14 protein-coding genes are annotated in these 17034 nt (G+C 44.1%); 8 read left to right on the top strand and 6 right to left on the bottom strand.

From position 1 onward, the window contains the following. Positions 1-391: 391 nt before the first annotated feature. From AACQ21_RS15110 to AACQ21_RS15085, 6 genes are all read left to right on the top strand, one after another. Positions 392-1573, top strand: coding sequence for a DUF3103 domain-containing protein (locus tag AACQ21_RS15110; RefSeq protein WP_017045107.1), 1182 nt, complete (start codon positions 392-394; stop codon positions 1571-1573). Between the two features lie 195 nt (positions 1574-1768). Continuing rightward, on the top strand, positions 1769-2680 hold the full coding sequence (locus tag AACQ21_RS15105) for a siderophore ABC transporter substrate-binding protein (RefSeq protein ID WP_219884453.1): 912 nt from the start codon (positions 1769-1771) through the stop codon (positions 2678-2680). 27 nt (positions 2681-2707) lie between these two features. Next, entirely contained in the window at positions 2708-3643 is a 936-nt protein-coding gene (vctD, locus tag AACQ21_RS15100) for an iron chelate uptake ABC transporter permease subunit VctD (RefSeq protein ID WP_088729412.1), read from the top strand. 22 nt (positions 3644-3665) lie between these two features. Next, positions 3666-4616 carry an iron chelate uptake ABC transporter permease subunit VctG gene (gene vctG, locus AACQ21_RS15095; RefSeq protein ID WP_088729810.1) on the top strand — a complete coding sequence of 317 codons (951 nt, stop codon included), beginning with the start codon at positions 3666-3668 and terminating at the stop codon, positions 4614-4616. 6 nt (positions 4617-4622) lie between these two features. Beyond that, positions 4623-5384, top strand: coding sequence for an iron chelate ABC transporter ATP-binding protein VctC (vctC, locus tag AACQ21_RS15090; protein ID WP_013868453.1), 762 nt, complete (start codon positions 4623-4625; stop codon positions 5382-5384). Positions 5385-5716: 332 nt separating this feature from the next. Next, on the top strand, positions 5717-6910 hold the full coding sequence (locus AACQ21_RS15085) for an acetate/propionate family kinase (protein WP_088733182.1): 1194 nt from the start codon (positions 5717-5719) through the stop codon (positions 6908-6910). A gap of 292 nt (positions 6911-7202) precedes the next feature. On the opposite strand, the gene yidZ is transcribed toward AACQ21_RS15085, so the two are convergent. The 3 genes from yidZ to ampC all read right to left on the bottom strand — a co-directional run bounded on the left by yidZ (position 7203) and on the right by ampC (position 10777). Next, positions 7203-8159, bottom strand: coding sequence for an HTH-type transcriptional regulator YidZ (gene yidZ, locus AACQ21_RS15080; RefSeq protein ID WP_105976759.1), 957 nt, complete (start codon positions 8157-8159; stop codon positions 7203-7205). After that, positions 8134-9342 carry an MFS transporter gene (locus AACQ21_RS15075; protein WP_105976758.1) on the bottom strand — a complete coding sequence of 403 codons (1209 nt, stop codon included), beginning with the start codon at positions 9340-9342 and terminating at the stop codon, positions 8134-8136. The genes yidZ and AACQ21_RS15075 overlap by 26 nt, the downstream gene beginning before the upstream one ends. Before the next feature lie 277 nt (positions 9343-9619). Continuing rightward, entirely contained in the window at positions 9620-10777 is a 1158-nt protein-coding gene (ampC, locus tag AACQ21_RS15070) for a class C beta-lactamase (RefSeq protein ID WP_105976757.1), read from the bottom strand. Between the two features lie 142 nt (positions 10778-10919). Here ampC and AACQ21_RS15065 point away from each other — a divergent pair, with 142 nt between their 5' ends. Beyond that, positions 10920-11789 (top strand): LysR family transcriptional regulator, encoded by an 870-nt coding sequence (locus AACQ21_RS15065; protein WP_105976756.1) that lies wholly within the window; start codon positions 10920-10922, stop codon positions 11787-11789. Between the two features lie 566 nt (positions 11790-12355). Further along, positions 12356-14056 (top strand): methyl-accepting chemotaxis protein, encoded by a 1701-nt coding sequence (locus AACQ21_RS15060; protein ID WP_094147351.1) that lies wholly within the window; start codon positions 12356-12358, stop codon positions 14054-14056. A 67-nt stretch (positions 14057-14123) separates the two neighbouring features. Here the strand turns inward: AACQ21_RS15060 and AACQ21_RS15055 are convergent, their stop codons facing one another. The 3 genes from AACQ21_RS15055 to AACQ21_RS15045 form a co-directional block, all read right to left on the bottom strand. Beyond that, positions 14124-14948 carry a TerC family protein gene (locus AACQ21_RS15055; RefSeq protein ID WP_105976755.1) on the bottom strand — a complete coding sequence of 275 codons (825 nt, stop codon included), beginning with the start codon at positions 14946-14948 and terminating at the stop codon, positions 14124-14126. 265 nt (positions 14949-15213) lie between these two features. Continuing rightward, entirely contained in the window at positions 15214-15936 is a 723-nt protein-coding gene (locus AACQ21_RS15050) for a ParB-like protein (protein WP_105976754.1), read from the bottom strand. Positions 15937-16423: 487 nt separating this feature from the next. Beyond that, a complete protein-coding gene (locus tag AACQ21_RS15045; protein ID WP_105976753.1) occupies positions 16424-16915 on the bottom strand; it encodes a MarR family winged helix-turn-helix transcriptional regulator in 492 nt (163 codons plus the stop codon). Positions 16916-17034 lie beyond the last annotated feature (119 nt).

Raw genomic sequence — 17034 nt, 5'->3', positions numbered from 1 at the left:
GGCCTACATTGACTCATTTTGACCAAGCGTCTAAACGTGCTGATAGCTATGAGTATATTGAACTGTCAGTAACGCAAGCGGGCTATGTCCATTTCATGCTTAATGCACAGCAAGCCAATAGCCAAGTTGAGCTCTATGCAACTTATGAATAATTAATGAATAAAAAGAAGTGTAAAAGCACTTCTTTTTATTAAAATCATATAATTAGCCATAAAAGTAATAACTATATTAACATTATGTAATTTAATCTTTACTTAATAATAATTTGATCTTGTGGGAAGAATATAAATTAACACTCTATTTATTTCTTGAAAGAATAGTATTCGGTGATATTGTGTTTTTATGTAGAGTTATTACTCTATGTTGTAATTAAAAATATTAAGGGTTCATTATGAGATATATAACACCCGTTTCATTACTGCTTGTGGCCACTATTATGGGGTGCAACTCAGAAGAAGCGACAACCAGTAGCACCAGCCAATCCAATGCTGATGCGATTGCACAGCAAAAAAGAGCGTTAGCACTGCAACTGAGTGAAAGTTACGCCGAGCTTGAAACTACACTTAAAACTGAAATCAGCGCGCAAAACCTATCCATTTCTGTTTCCACTTTGTTTGAAGAGCAGCCTGATTCCGATTTTAGTCAACAGATGGTTGTAGCGGACGCGCAAATTCGTTCAATGAAAGGCATTGAGGATTTTACTGAGCAATTGCTGCAACTGCGTATTGCCGATGCGTCGATGATTAAAGAGTGGCAAGAAGGGCAAAGCCCGTTGTTTGCTTTTGAGCCCAAAGGTAATGATGCGTCTTGGCAATATATTGAAGCGTTTGATGTGTACGGACAGGTTCATCAACTGGATGTATATCAAATGCCAGATGTACCCGTTTTCGTGGTTGATAGTAATAGCGAAGTGGAATTGCGCGCAGGCTTACAAGCAATGCGTGCACAGATGAACGCATTGGGTCAATCGACCACATTGACCACAGTAGAAAGTGGTAGCGTCGCCGCGCAAGCGATGGCCCGCAGCAGCGATAATAGCGCTGAGCCTATTTCCACCACAGTGCTGAAAAAAATTCGTTTAGCGGATGACAAAGAACCGTGGATCTCTGGAGCGGCTGAAATTTATGCGATTGTTACAGGCATCAATCCAAGCCGAGATGAGCCGACCATTGACTTAGTTGAAATGCCTTATTTGGATTACGACAAGCAAGATTACTTCCCAAATCAAGTGATGATCCAATGGTCTCGTTACCGTTGGGGCGCAGCCGATCTTATCTTGATGGAGCAAGATGATGGTACCGATTATAAAGAGCTGGCTAAATTACTCGTCAAAGTAGCGGAAGAAGTGCTGAAGCTTATCCCTGATCCAGAAGTGCAGGCGTATGCGATTATTCCGCAAATCACGGGCAAGATCATTGATGCGATTCCCGATGGTTTACTGGTCAACGACGACGATTATGTCGATGTCTTTTACACCTTGATGCAAGACACCAGCTATGTTGATCATCCTGGAGCGAGTGGTAACGCAGTGGCCACTTTTGAGCCTTTGACGATTAACCCGACACGTCCATAACATTTCTCTCCCCCTAGAAAGCGAGCGCGAATCTCTTATTAGCGCTCGCTTTTTCATCATTCTTGCTGCTTCTGATCATCATGGCCGATTTTGATGTGAATAGGGTTGCTTGAACGACGGTCAACGATTATATTACCCGAACTTAATGCGAATGCTTATCAAAATCTGTCGCAGTTATTTTAAATGGGAACCTATATGAAATCGTTGTTTAGTTTGGCAGCACTTGGCTTGCTTACCTCTTTTACTCTCAGTGCTAAAACCGTTTCTGTGGATCATCAACTCGGTACCACGACGATCGAGCAAAATCCGCAACGTGTGGTTGTCATTGGTTTGGGTGCGTTAGATACGTTAGATCGCTTTGGTATTGAACCTGTTGCGGTATCGAAAGTGACTGAACTGCCGAATTATTTAGCGAAGTACAACAGCGATACATACGCACCTGCCGGTTCTTTATTTGAGCCTGATTTCGAAACCATTTATATGCAAAAACCGGATGTGATTGTGATTGGGCCGCGCGCCGCAACCAGTTATGACGAGCTATCTAAAATTGCACCAACTATCGTTTTTGCAGCCGATGCAAGCCAAGGCTACTGGCAGAGTACACAACAGCAGTGGCGTAATCTAGGTAAAGTCTTTGCTATTGAAGATCAAGTGGAAGCCAAAATTGAAGATTTAGATAAGCAGTTTCAAGCACTTCGTAGCTTTAATCAGAACAATCAAATCGATGCGCTCACAGTGATGAGCTCTGGCGGTAACATTACCGCTTTTGGGCCTGAATCACGTTTCTCGGCGGTGTATAAAGATTTTGGATTCAAAACGACCGTCGATAGCATCAAAGCGATACGCCATGGCGATCTAATCTCCTATGAATTTATTCGTGAACATGATCCTAAAACCTTATTGATCATTGATCGTGATACGTTGGTCAACAAAGGGCAGAGTCACACTCGCCAAGAGTTTGAAAATGACCTGATCAAAGCGACTGCGGCCTACAAAAATAAAAGCATGGCGTTTTTAGACCTTAATGCTTGGTACCTATCCATTTCTGGTGTGACTGCTACAGAGCAGATGATCAGCGACGTTAGAAATGCTGTACACATTCACTAATTTGCCACAAACAAGCTGAGGTTAGCTTTGAAAAAGTTATTGCTTGCTTTGTTGGTAGTCAGCCTATCTTCACTGTTTGTGGGGGTAGGCAATCTATCACTAATGGCATTACTGCAAGGGGATGCCCATGCTTGGCAACTGCTCTTTACCAGTCGTTTGCCACGTTTGTTGGCGATTGTTTTAGCCGGGGCAGGGCTCAGTATCGCGGGTCTTATTATGCAGCAAATCAGCCAAAACCGATTTGCCGCGCCTTCTACCTCCGGTACTATTGAATGCGCCATGCTGGGCTACGTGTTGAGCTTAGTCTTTTTTGGCCACGGTGAAAGCTTGTGGCTTATTTTCTCGGTTTCGATTGCGGGCACTTTGCTGTTTGTGCAACTGATTCAGCGCGTGCAGTTTAAAAATGCCATTTTTGTCCCTTTGATCGGCATTATTTTTGGCAATGTGGTGGAATCCGCCGCCTCCTTCATCGCTTACAAATACGATGCGATACAAAACCTTTCTAGCTGGACGGTAGCCAATTTTGCCAATTTGCTGAAAGGGGATTTCGAACTGCTCTATATTGCGATTCCGGTTGCCCTCTTTAGCTATTTGTATGCGGCGCGAATTTCGGCGGTCGGCATGGGTAAAGATTTTGCTGTGAACTTAGGGCTTAACTATCAACAAGTGCTGGTGATTGGCGTTTGTTTGGTGTCGGTGATGTCTGCGACGGTTGTGATGATTGTCGGTCAACTGCCTTTTTTAGGGTTGATTGTGCCTAATTTAGTCAGCCACTATTACGGCGACAACTTACGCAAAAATATCCCTCGTACGGCCATTTTCGGTGCGTTATTGGTACTGCTATGCGATTTGGGCGGCCGTTTGGTTATTTTCCCCTATGAAGTGCCGATTTCGATGATCATCAGTATTCTCGGTGGCAGTGTATTTATTGTGTTGCTGTTGCGAGGCCAACGCCATGGGTAAGTCTGTATGTGCGAGCATCACTTTGCGTGATCATAGCAAACTGTGGTTACTGGTTTTGGCTTCTCTGCTTTTTGCTGGGTTATTTATTGGTGTTGGATTGAACGCCGACAACTATCACTATTTTCTTTCTCGTCGTGTACCCAAAGTATTGGCGATGGTGTTAGCGGGTATTGCCATTGCGCAGTCCTCTCTAGCATTTCAAACCATTACCCACAACCGAATTTTAACGCCCAGCATCATGGGGTTTGATTCACTCTACCTGTTTGTGCAGGTGTTAGTGGTGACTCTTTTTGGTGGCCTAAGTAGCTACGCGCTTAATGCTTATCTCAATTTTTCGTTGTCCGTTGCTGCCATGTTGCTGTTTTCTAGTTTGTTATTCGCTTTTTATTTTCGTAAGCAGCAGAGTAACTTAATGGTGTTGTTGTTATTAGGAGTCATTCTGGGGCAACTGTTTTCCAGCATTTCCTCTTTTTTGATCATGCTGATGGATCCGAATGATTTTTCATCGGTACAGTCCAATATGTTTGCGAGCTTCAACAACGTGAAAGTGGAACTTGTGTATTGGGTAACACCATTACTACTGCTGGTTTGCTTTGGCCTGTTTCGCCTGCATCGCGTGTTGGATGTTTTATGGTTGGATAACGATAACGCGGTCAGTTTAGGGGTGGATGTACGCCGAGTGACGCACCATGTATTGATGCTTAGTGCGGTATTAATTGCTATTTCTACCGCTTTAGTTGGGCCCGTGATGTTCTTTGGCTTATTGGTCACCAACTTAACGCGCGAGTGGTTTCGTTCATACCAACACCGAACCTTATTGATTGGTTGTTCCGCGATGGCGGTGTGTGCATTGCTTTCAGGTCAATGGGTGGTTGAAAAAGTATTCCAGTTTGAAACAACGCTGAGTGTGGTGATCAATTTCATCGGAGGTCTCTATTTTCTCTCCCTCCTTTTACGTAATAAAATGGTTTAATTTCATATGATTCAGCTAGATAAACTGACTAAAGTGTTTGGCCAACAAGCCGTTGTGGATAAGGCCTGTGCGCAGTTTGAAAAAGGCAAGGTCACTTCAATTATTGGCCCTAATGGTGCAGGAAAAAGTACCTTATTGTCGATGGCTAGCCGTTTGGTTAGCCGTGATAGCGGTAAAGTTTGGATTGAAAGCAAAGAGCTGGTTGAGTGGGATACTAAAGCGTTGGCTAAAAAGCTGTCGGTTCTGCGTCAAGCCAATACTCTGACCATGCGTTTTACCGTGAAAGAGCTGGTGGCTTTTGGCCGTTTTCCTTATTCGCAAGGTAAATTAACGGCCAACGATCATGCGATGATTGAGCAATCGATCGAATATCTTGATCTTAAAGCGATAGAAGATAAATACCTAGACGAACTGAGTGGCGGCCAACGCCAGCTGGCCTTTATTGCCATGGTGATCGCCCAAGATACCGATTACATCTTTCTCGATGAGCCATTGAACAACCTCGATATCAAACACTCATTGCAGATCATGGCCACTATTCAGCGTTTAGCACATGAGTTGAATAAAGCGGTGGTCGTGGTGATTCACGACATCAATTTTGCATCCTGCTACTCTGATTCCATCATTGCGCTGAAACGAGGCCAAGTAGTAGCAACTGGCACAGTACAAGAGGTGATTCAATCGTCGGTTTTGAGCGATATCTATGAAACGCCGTTCAACGTATTAGAAATAGAAAGCAAGCGTATTTGTATGTATTACACCCATTGATGCGGTTTAACTACTGCCGGTGTGCGTAACGTTACGAGTACTGAACAGAACGCTTTCGATTCACCGTAAGCCCCCTTTTTACTGCCTAATGTTGTCAACGCAAAATGGTGGAAGCGCAGACGTTTACTGCGCGCTACAGGATTGACTTAAATATTGATATATTTCTCACTTCAAAAGAAATAATAACTTGCCTCAGATCAAGAAAAAATCGTTTGGCATGATGCTAAAACTAAAACAAAGTTGAAAGATTAAAAAATTATTGAATAATGAGGGTCACGTAAACCAAGAAGTTGTATACTTCAACACTTAGTCTAAAACAGGAAACTTACCCCATGTCGAACTCGTTTGTTTTGGTTATTAACTCTGGCAGCTCATCACTGAAGTTTGCGGTGATTGATTCAAATACGGGGGATGCCGTACTGAGTGGTCTAGGTGAATGCTTTGGGCTTGATGATGCCCGTATGAGCTGGAAGTTTAACGGAGAAAAAGCCAATTGTGCGATTCAAGGTGAAGCGAATCACCACCTGTTGGCGGTTGCAAAACTGGTTGAGCTCGTGAAAAGCTACGGCTTGATTGATGACGTCGTTGCGATTGGGCACCGCGTAGTACATGGTGGCGAGAAGTTTACTAAGACCGTTAAGTTAGACGAAAAAATCGTCAACGAAGTTGAAGCGCTTAGTGATTTAGCACCGTTACATAATAAAGCACACGCGATTGGTATGCGCGCGGCAATGCTAGCGTTTCCTGAGTTACCGCAGTTTGCTGTTTTTGATACCGCTTTCCACCAAACCATGCCAGCAAAAGCCTACACAGGTGCGATTGCAAAAGAGCTATACACTGAGTTTGGTATTCGCCGCTATGGTTTCCACGGAACCAGCCATTATTTTGTGAGCCGTGAAGCGGCAAAAATGATCAACAAGCCAGTTGAAGAAAGCAGCTTTATTTCTGTTCACCTTGGTAATGGTGCGTCAGTGTGCGCAATTAAAGATGGTCAGAGTGTCGATACCAGTATGGGTTTTACACCGCTTTCCGGTTTGATGATGGGCACTCGCTGTGGTGACCTTGACCCCGGTATCATTGAATTTCTATTGAAGAAGGGTTGGACGCAAGAACAAGTGTTTAATTCATTGAACAAAGCCTCTGGTTTCTTGGGTGTTTCTGGTTTAACCAGCGATGCACGTGGCATTCTAGAAGCCATGGAGCAAGGTCATGAAGGCGCTACATTGGCCTTCCAAGTCTTCACCTACCGTGTGGCGAAATACATCGCGTCATACCTTGCAGCGCTTGATTCGCTCGACGGTATTATTTTCACCGGTGGCATTGGCGAAAATGCATTGCCTATTCGTCGTGAAATTCTACGCAACCTGAAAATTCTTGGTTTTGTGGAAAATGAGCAAGGCAACGAGCAAGCTCGATTCGGTAATGCTGGCATTATCGCAAAATCAGACATGCTAAATGCAGTAGTGCTTGTGGTACCAACTAACGAAGAATTCGTGATCGCTCAACAGTCGGTTGAGTTGCTATAATTACATTTAAAATCAAATAGAAAAAAGCGAGCTTAGTGCTCGCTTTTTTGTACTCATATGTTAGATAGACCATCACTAAGGATGTGCATGGCGACACACCCATGGCTTACTAAATTGCCTTCTACAATTCATTTTTGTGCATCTAAGTTAGCGAGGTTAGTACAGGGTTGTTGATGCCCCATGCGCTATCAGAGTAGAGGGAAGCGTTCTAAATTGGTGGTACCAAAACTAATGGGAGTCCCTACCTAACCTCAATGATTTAGCGAGAGCTGTTCATATGTTACCTGAACATTCAATTTACGCTATACAAGCTTTTTATTGTCTCCCTTAACCATACGATTTTAGGATTCTGATTATTGCGCTTATGCCAGATCATCGTAAATGGAATCAGTAGCTTATGCTGATATTCTTGCGAAATTGGAATGGGTAGCGATACCAAGTTAGGGTGCAGTTGTTCACAATATCGCTGACAATACTTGGGTGCCGTGGTTAACATTAGATGGCTGGGCTTCTCTGCTACAAACAGCGCCTGTTCGAAGCTTGCCATCGTTAGGCTAACATTGCGCGTATGTCCCTGCTCAGCCAAAATCTCATCCAACGCCCAGCTGTCGTTCTTCTCCCATGTAACATTGATATGGGCGTAGCTTAAGAAGGTCTCCAAGTTCCATTCCTGCTCAATCGCTGGGTGGTCTTTTCGGATATACACCATAGGCAGGTCGGAAAATAGAACTTCAAAATTGATGAAATATGGCAGCAGTTCTAGCGACTCCTTAGAGCGAGGGTGGCTCTCTCGCCCCGTAAAACCGATATCCACTTCACCGCGCGTAATCGCGTCTAATGAATCGTAATCCCAATTGTGGTACTTCACTTTAGAATCGGGATACGTGTCATGAATTCGTTTAGTCAGCTCATCCACCATAATGAGTGACAATGGAGACTCGACGCCAAGGTGAAACTTCACACCACTCGGCGCATCATCACCTCGTCGTGATGCAATCTGATTACCGATTTGCATCCAGTCTGACAAGCTTTCTTGCATGCTCGTCGCAAGTGTTGTTGGTTTAAGTCCCAGCGGCGTGTTCACAAATAAAGGGTCGTCAAACCAATCACGTAATTTAGCCAGTGACTTACTCACCGATGAGGGTGTTACATTCAGCTTTTTCGCCGTTTTCGTGACACTCTGCTCTTGCAAGAGCAACTGCAGAGTGAGCAATAAATTGAGATCAAGTCGGGCAAGAGATTTCTTCATGGCTTTCACTAACATTATGATATGGAAACAATACTATTAGAGAGAGGCCAATTACGCCACTCGCGACCAAGGCAATGATTAATATCATCACTGCCGAGAGTCCTAAAAGCGCCATCAACCAGATAAATATTGCCGAACACGATACCTGAGCAATACCAAGCATGGAGCTTGCTAACCCAGCTTTGCGAGAGAACAAACTGAGTGCTTGACTCATTGCCACGCCAAATCCCATAGAAAAGCCCATGCTGATTAAGGCGAACCCAGCCATATAGAGTGTCGAGTTATCACCATTCAAGTGAGCCGCAAGAATGACGATAACCGACAGCAAAATGGTTACCTGAGCTGAAAACATTAATGTCGTTTGTTTGAAGTAAGAGAGGGCCACAGGCGCTGAAAATGACGTTACCATACCCACCATGGCAAGCAGTGCCATCGCAGCAGAATACTCAACTCTTGTAAGGCCAAGAATATCCATAACAATCATCGGTGAGGTATTCACATAAGAAAGAATCGCAGTCACACCCAAGGATGTGTAAACAACGCGCGAGATAAAGAAACGATTAAACAGTGAATCATTTGAACCGTCATTCGCAGTGATACAGTGACGCTCATTTTTAGGTAAGGTTTCCTTCAATACAAAGCAAGCTATCAAACCTATTGCTACCCCCATCAGTGCCATGGCAGTGAACAGCACAGGCCATGGAAACTTAATCATGATCAGATTACCGATAACAGGTGCTAGCACGGGAATAGAACAAGTGATGCCATTAATCATTGAAAGCACTTTAGCCCGTATTTGGTCATCTAAGGTATCACGCAAAATAGCGAAGGCTACAACGTAGCAACATGCCGCTCCAACGCCTTGGAAGAAACGCATAACTAGGAAGCTATCACTGGTTTCCGCTGAACCTGCCAACGTCGAAGCAAGCGAGAAGATCACTGCCCCACACATGGCGACAGGTTTACGGCCAAAACGGTCAGCAGCTCGTCCTACAAACACCATAGTAGAAGCCATACCCGCAAGATAAACAGAGAAGGCGATATGAAGTTGGGATTCACTTGCAGAAAGATCGTTGGCAATTTGTGGCAAGGCAACCAAATAGAGATCGATGGCAGTGGGATAGAGCAGCACAAAGGCAAAGCTGCATAGCAGATATCGGGATACATTAGCCGCTGGTTTCATGGTGGTCTCGTAAGTGGTTGGGTTTACGAGGATAATATGAGACATCTCTGAACTTGGCGCGTTACCTTTATGACAACAGGTATTTCCATTTACTACATTAGTAAATGAAATGTGTGGGTATGTCAGGGATTTACGTTAGTAAGGCCCCCTGTTTTTCATACATGCTTGATTTTTCCTTGAGCTACTACGCCTTTTCTGTTTATTGGTTCAATAAACAAACATTCATGCTCACCAACCGCGAACATGAATGTTCAGACTTTATCTAACCTAGTTGCGCTTACTGTTCTAGTCCTGCCTGCAGAATACGGAATGCCGCTTTCACTCGTTCCTGATTTGGGTAGTTTTTATTGGCAAGAATCACGATACCCGATTCTTTGCTTGGAATGTAGACCACGTAAGCACCAAACCCACCGGTCGAGCCTGTTTTGTTGACCCATACTCCGTTCGTTGGTGGTGTCGGCGGCGTGTTTATCTGGATTGTTTGAGGCTTAATGATTACGTCCGTCGAATTGCCTTCTAAAAGGGCACTGAGCTGACTGGGATACGGGTACATCTCCCACGCCAAACCTTGCATAAAAGTACTGGACTGATAGAAGCCAGTCCTGTTATTGACCAGTGCTTGTTGCATATCGGTTGCGACTACGGCCAACCCCAGATTAGCTTTGATGTACTGTACCATGTCCGAACTGGTGGACTTGACTCCATACGCCTCTGCATCCAGTACGCCCGGATTCACTCTCACGGCTTCGCCGTTCGCGTTATAGCCAAACGCATACTCTTTCATTTTGTTATCCGGCACATGGATGTAGGTATTGGACATACTCAGTGCTGGGAACACATTTTTTTCCATAGCGGACACGTAGCCCTCTTTCAGGCTTAATGCGGCTATATAGCCAAACAAACCGATACTGGGGTTCGAATAGACTCTTTTAGTGTTGCTTGGGTACACTTCGTCCCAATTTCGATAGTACTGAACCATATCCTGATTGTTTTTCACCGTATCTGGAAACTGCAACGGCAACCCGCCTGCGATGTACGTTCCTAACTCCTGCAAGGTTCGCGCACCGATGGTGCTGCCTTTTAGTTCTGGCATGTGTTGCTCCGCAGTATCCGTTAACGACAGTTGCCCCTTCACCTGCGCGTAGCTCGCCAATGTGGCTGCGAATGTTTTACTGACAGAACCCAACTCAAAAATCGTCGCTTCAGACACAGGCTGGTTTTGCGCTGTATCAGCCACACCGTAATTGTAAAAATACGCCTTCCCCTCAACGACAACACCAAACGCCATACCCGGAATATGATAGTTCTGCATCAATGCTTGAGCCTGTTTATCGACCTCGTTTTTTAATTTTTCTCCCACACCAGTCGCGCGAACGGTAGGCGCAAACAACATAGCCAGAGCTATTGCATTGATGGTTAGTCTTCTTACACACATTGAAGTTAATCTCTCCATTTATAAGTTTTACTTATTGTTTTTAATATATATCACCATAGGACACGCTAATCATAAAAATAGATTTATAAGAGAACAATGTGTTAAAACTAAATCCAGCCATAAGTTTAACTAAGATCTAATCATGAACATTACACATTTACCGCTGAATGCACTGAGGGCATTTCTTATCTCTGCTAAGCATTTAAACTTCACAAAAGCAGCTATCGAGCTCTGTGTCACGCAGGCGGCGATCAGTCAGCAGGTTAAGATGTTGGAGCAGCAACTGGGGGGAGCGCTGTTTTACCGTCTTCCGCGGGGATTAGCGCTGACCGATGAAGGAATGATGTTATTGCCGGTGGTTAAAAATGCGTTTGACAGTATGACCGATACGCTAGAGATGCTTGAACAAGGAATTCACCGAGAAGTGGTCAGTGTTGGTGTTGTGGGCACCTTCGCTCTGAACTGGTTGCTCCCAAGAATTAAAGACTTTAATGAACGTTTTCCTTATATCGATGTCAGAATCTCGACCAACAACAACGTGGCTGATCCCGTGTCCGAAGGGCTGGACTTCTTTATTCGTTATGGCAAAGGCAGATGGCATGCGACCGAAGCAGAGCATTTGTTTCCTGCCCCTTTAACCGTGCTTTGCAACAAAACGATCGGCCATCACTTAGAGAAACCGCAGGACATTCTGGGCTACACTTTGCTCCGTTCATATAATCCTGAGGAGTGGTCGTTGTGGTTTCAACAAGCCCGTATATCGCTACCTAAGTCCAGGCTCAATAGCATTACCTTTGACTCATCCATTTCGATGATTGAAGCAGCAATTCAGGGACTAGGGATTGCATTAGCGCCTCCCGTTATGTTTGAAAAGGCACTCATTGAAGAGAAGCTCATTCAACCCTTCGATATCTTTCTCGACAGCGGATCCTACTGGCTAACAAAACTCCAAAGTCAAACTGAGACCAAAGCGCAGACTCTATTCAAGCAGTGGATCCTGGAGTATTGCTGATAGTGAACGGGTATTAATTCTGAAACGTCCAGCTGTCAGGCCATCAAAATAGTGGACATCGATGTTCGCCACCTATGGGATCAAACATCCGAGAGTTCACTGCCCGAAGATCACTATCCCACGCTTCAGTTGTGGTATAGCGCGTGACGCAACCGCATGGATTACAGTGCTTAAAGCTAATGCACTTGCCTCCATGTTCGTAACTCCCCAGACCAAACTGCTTGACTTTAGTGAATGAGAATAGTTGGCTATCTCAAATAGAGGTTGTTTGCCATACATCTACTAATTTATTGAGAGCTGGTAATTGCTCGTGAATGTGTAGAGCGCATCTAACGCAGTAAGCCTTGTTCCCTATCTTAAAGCCCGAACCCAAGCGTTCGGGCTTTTGTCTTTAAAACACTGACTGATAAGTAAAAGCAGAGTTTTCTACTCGCTTGAACAGATATGACCTCTAGTTACTTAGTATTAGAAATAGTGTGTTTTAGGTTTTACTAAACTATCTTTAACAGCATAACAATATTCATATAAACGAATGGCTTTAATGATTGTGTTTGGAGAGTGCATTTATGCAGTGGATTAAAGACTTATCGATTACCCAAAAAATGATTTCGCTAATTACGCTAATGCTGTGCCTAATTGTTGGTGTTGCAAGCTTTAGCGCTGTAAAAATGAATCGTATTGCGCTCGAAATTGAAGAAATCGCGGATGAAAGTATTCCTTTAATCCGGTTAACGTCGGATATCACCATCAAACAGTTGGAAAGCTCGATCGTGTTAGAAAAGGCTTTTCGACTGGCTAAAATCCCTGTCGAAGGCAACTCACAAGCGCTGAAAGACCTTACTCAGAAGACAGAAAACATCGCAAAAGTGTTGGAGTCTGAATTGACACAAGCGAAGCAAATACTCAGTGATGCAAAGAAGCATCGTCAAGCGAAGGGTGTTGATCAAGAGAGCCAAAACCGATACCAAACATTTGAAGCGTTAGAACGTTCTTATCACCAGTATGAGGTGGCTTTATTTCAATTACTCAAGCGCTTAAATAGTAATGAGCCAGTAGAACAACTTGCGCCGCAAGCACTCGCACTAGAAAATATGCAAAAGTCATTTAATACCGAAATTGAACATTTTCTACGCGATTTAGAGCAAAAAACAGCAACCTCTATTCTCATTACTGAGGATGAAGAACACAGAGCATTGCAGGGCACAATAACATTAGCTGTCGTTTCGATAATTCTTGGCCTTGTTATGGGGACGTTACTCAGCCGTCAAATTGTTCGCTCTGTGCTAAAAGTGAGAAATATAGCGGCTAAAATGGCAAATGGTCATTTTGATCAGCACATTGTGCCAGAGTCAAAAGATGAGATCGGCCAGTTGACGCAAAGCATGAACACCATGGCGGACTCGTTGAGTAAAACCGTTGGTGAGGTGATTCAAAGAGCAAACAGCATTGCAGGGCTGGTGACGGAATTAAATGTGTTGGCAGAGAATAACCGTAAAGCGATGCTTGTACAGCAAGAGAGCACTCAGCAAGTTGCGGCTGCAATGGAGCAAATGGCATCAACGATTACAGAAGTGGCGAGTAATGCTGAAGGTGCAGCGGAGTCGACTACTCGTGCAGATAACAGCGTTAAAGCGGCTTGTGAAACGACAGATGTGACACAAAAAATCTCCCATCAATTGGTGATTAACGCGGCTAACTCACAGAAAATGATCTTAGAGTTACAAGACAGCACACATAAAATTCAGAATTTCGTTTCAGTAGTTGATTCGATTTCAGAGCAAACCAATTTGTTGGCACTCAACGCTGCAATTGAAGCGGCAAGGGCGGGTGAACAAGGAAGAGGATTTGCGGTTGTGGCTGATGAAGTGCGCGCTTTGGCGTCTCGCAGCCAAGAAGCGACTCATGAAATCAGCAGTTTGATCCAAGTGTTGGTGAATAAAGCTCAAATTGCTGCAAAATCGATAGAAGATAATGACCAGCAGATCAGCGAATCATCAACACTCGTCGATAGTGCAAAAGCTCAGCTCTATTCGATAGCGGGAGCGTTAGACGAACTGATGCAATCGAACTTGCAAGTCGCCTCCGCCAGCGAGCAACAAGCCGTGAGTGCTGAAGAAGTCAGCCAAAATTTGTTAGGTATTCGTGATTCAGGCGACAAAGTATTAGTGAGCACGGAAGAAACAGCTAACGCTAGTAATGATTTATCACAGCAAGCCAATGATTTAAAAGCGTTAATGAGCCAATTTAGTGTGCGTAAATTAGCTTAACGTCAATAGTATTCGGATAGAAGAAAGGGCGACGTTGCTGTTCGCCCTTCTGATATTAATTATCTCTTCAATGTGCTGAGGACTTTGAGCTTAGTAAAGGCATGGGTCTTTTTAACGAATATGGTTTTGATGTATGTAGCTTTGACGTATATAGCTTCAAAGGACGTAGCTGCTTAATCTGGATTGCTTGTTTCTTCGCCCATTGAATATGACAAATCTCCATTGCCAAACCAAACGCCATCGCAAAATAGACGTAGCCTTTATTGATGTGCAGCTCAACACCTTCCGCGATTAACAAACCGCCCAGCATCATTAAAAACAGTAATGCCAGCGTTTTAAAACCCGGATAACGGGTGACTAAGGCGTTAATGCGCGCTGCGGTTAATATCATGATCACCGCAGACGCTAAAATGGCCGCGACCATGATAGGAATGTCGTTAGTTAGACCCACCGCAGTGATTACCGAATCCATGGAAAATACCGCGTCAACCGCGACAATTTGCAGTAATACGACCGCAAGGCCAGCACTTACTGTCGTCGTATGTGAATGCTCATCAGGCATCAGCCAGTTCCACAACTCTTTTGCTGCTTTGAATAACAGAAAAGCACCGCCGAAGATGAGGATAAAATCTCGTCCAGATAATTCGTTGCTAAACCAAACGACTATCGGTGCAGTTAACGACATCAGCCAACTGATAGAAAAAACCAAACCAATCCGAGCGGTAACCGCTAACAAAATGCCTAAGTTACGCGCAAGCGGCCGCTGCTGAACGGGGAGCCGTTCACATAAGACGGAAATGAACACTACATTATCAACGCCAAGAACCACTTCTAAAGCAAGCAGTGTGGCAAATATCGCCCAAGTTTCGGGTAGTAGGAAGAGTTCTAACATGTGGCCTCCTTAAATAAGGGGGCACGGTGAAGGGGGGGATCAGTAAATATTGGTCGCCTGAAGGGGTCGTCCATTGTCAATAAAAGCCTCTGTTGCTAAGGAAGCGACAGTAAATCATTGACTGAACCACAAGACAAGAGGGCGATTTGTAACAAAATACATATTCATCTTATCGAACAACGCCCTGCGAGTGATTTGTTCGCTCGCAGCTAATTTTATTTTCAAAATGATGAGTCTTATTTAAATCACGCTTTGCGATAGAATCTTAGTTTGTCGTGTTGATGAGGTGGCGCATAGTTGAGCACTGCTCTCCGGGGTAACCAGGCAGAGCCTTAGCTGCTGAGCTACATGCCAGTTGTGCAGCTTGTTCGAGTCGTTCTGGGAGCGTACTCGCATTGACTGGCACCCAATTCATTTGCTCTCCAAGCCAGCTAGCCCAAGCAAACTCAACAAAATAAACCTGTTCATGCTTGCTGTAATAACCGGCATCTTGTAGTTCACCTGCCAAAGAGCGGTAGGGGTAGTCGGGTAGCTTACTTATGTGTGCAGGTAATTGATCGGGAGTTAGCGGGGCTCCTTTTTCATCGCGCAGCCATGTCCAGTGGTTGCCTTGCATGTCTTGCCAAAAACGCTCCTTGTTGTCGAGGTGAGCAAGGATGTGGACGGTCACCTCTTTCACACCTTGCTGCCAAAGCGCCTTGGTTAGATGATGTCGGTCAACCAACCAATACTGGCCATCAGCATCTACGATTACCGGAATCTTTTTCTTTCTCATGTACTTCTTAAGTTGTGCTGGGCTTTTTGTCGCCAGTTTGGCTTGTGTTTTATCAACTTGTTGCTGACCAACCCCGGCCTGAGTGGGGTGTAGCTGATTAATATCTAGGCTGCACCAGTCCCCGATGCTACTGTCTGGCCCGCAAGGAGCGAGTGCCCATGCTCCCTGACTGATGATTGCGGCGGCAAGCAATATCCATCCTTTGCTCAACATACTATTCCTTTTGAATGATGACGGTACCAATGCAATCAAATGCATTGTTGAGTATTCAATATGTAAAAGTGAAAGTTTAGCCTTCACCGACCCTCTGCCTTGCATTGTAGGAGTTTGAAGCCTAACGGTACAGAAAACATCGATAAGGTGTTGGAGAATTTATCAGTCGGTATATAGTTTGATAAAAATCATAGGGTTACAGTGAGGGTGTGAAGTTATAACTTTGAATGAATGCATTAACGTTTACCATTTGGAGTGTGTTTCAGAGTAGAGTGATTAGCGAGCCGTCAACACACTTTTGCCCCATTATGTTCCTCCCCCTTTCAGGGGGAGGTTAGGAGGGGGTGCTGCTAGCAACCAACCAAGAAACACCCCTCCCCTTGAAGGGGAGGGGATTAGTTTCGTGAGCGTTGAGAGTATGCTAGTTATGATGAGCGATATAGTTTGCTGAAACATGTGATATCCACTACAACCCCCAAAATTCTCTTTATTCGTTTTCCTCATAAATCAATACCTTGCGTAGTAAATCGGCAAGTTGATCTTGTTCTTTTTTAGTCAATACATTCAGCATTTTATCCATGTTTTCAACATGATCGTTTAACGCAGTATCAACACACTTAACACCTTTTGAGGTCAAAGTAACTTTGCAGCTTCGTCGGTCGTGTTCGCTATAAATACGCCCTACCAATCCTTTTTTTACTAACTGATCTAAACGCGTACTTACAGCGCCTGAAGAAAGCATGAGTGTCTTATATAACTCTGTTGGTGTAATACCGGAAGGATCGCTTCGACGCATCGTTGCTAAAATATCGAACTCGATGCTGCTTAACCCATGTTCTTTAAACACCTTATCCATTTTACTCTTCCAGGCATTACTGGTTCGACGTAAACGTCCAATGACTCCCATAGAAGAACAGTCCAGATCGGGTCTGACACTTTTCCACTGAATCAAAATGGAATCGACATTATCCAATGACATTTTATCTCTCCTATAAATATCTTATTAAAAAGATACTTGATCGTAAGTTAAATATCCATTACTTTAAAGAAAGTATCTTTCACAAGAGATATTTTTAATTTTAAGGAATCATTATGAAA

This window comes from Vibrio sp. V01_P9A10T6 (assembly GCF_963877065.1).
Taxonomy (GTDB): Bacteria; Pseudomonadota; Gammaproteobacteria; order Enterobacterales; family Vibrionaceae; genus Vibrio; species Vibrio anguillarum.
Note: the sequence above shows the minus strand (reverse complement) of the source record. Positions and strands in the feature narration are given on the sequence as shown.

Coding starts and splice junctions, on each gene's coding strand:
- AACQ21_RS15050 (WP_105976754.1), bottom strand. CDS start 15,936: ATGTTGAGCAAAGGATGGATATTGCTTGCCGCCGCAATCATCAGTCAG.
- AACQ21_RS15060 (WP_094147351.1), top strand. CDS start 12,356: ATGCAGTGGATTAAAGACTTATCGATTACCCAAAAAATGATTTCGCTA.
- AACQ21_RS15045 (WP_105976753.1), bottom strand. CDS start 16,915: ATGTCATTGGATAATGTCGATTCCATTTTGATTCAGTGGAAAAGTGTC.
- AACQ21_RS15055 (WP_105976755.1), bottom strand. CDS start 14,948: ATGTTAGAACTCTTCCTACTACCCGAAACTTGGGCGATATTTGCCACA.
- yidZ (WP_105976759.1), bottom strand. CDS start 8,159: ATGAAGAAATCTCTTGCCCGACTTGATCTCAATTTATTGCTCACTCTG.
- AACQ21_RS15085 (WP_088733182.1), top strand. CDS start 5,717: ATGTCGAACTCGTTTGTTTTGGTTATTAACTCTGGCAGCTCATCACTG.
- AACQ21_RS15105 (WP_219884453.1), top strand. CDS start 1,769: ATGAAATCGTTGTTTAGTTTGGCAGCACTTGGCTTGCTTACCTCTTTT.
- ampC (WP_105976757.1), bottom strand. CDS start 10,777: ATGTGTGTAAGAAGACTAACCATCAATGCAATAGCTCTGGCTATGTTG.
- vctC (WP_013868453.1), top strand. CDS start 4,623: ATGATTCAGCTAGATAAACTGACTAAAGTGTTTGGCCAACAAGCCGTT.
- AACQ21_RS15065 (WP_105976756.1), top strand. CDS start 10,920: ATGAACATTACACATTTACCGCTGAATGCACTGAGGGCATTTCTTATC.
- AACQ21_RS15110 (WP_017045107.1), top strand. CDS start 392: ATGAGATATATAACACCCGTTTCATTACTGCTTGTGGCCACTATTATG.
- AACQ21_RS15075 (WP_105976758.1), bottom strand. CDS start 9,342: ATGAAACCAGCGGCTAATGTATCCCGATATCTGCTATGCAGCTTTGCC.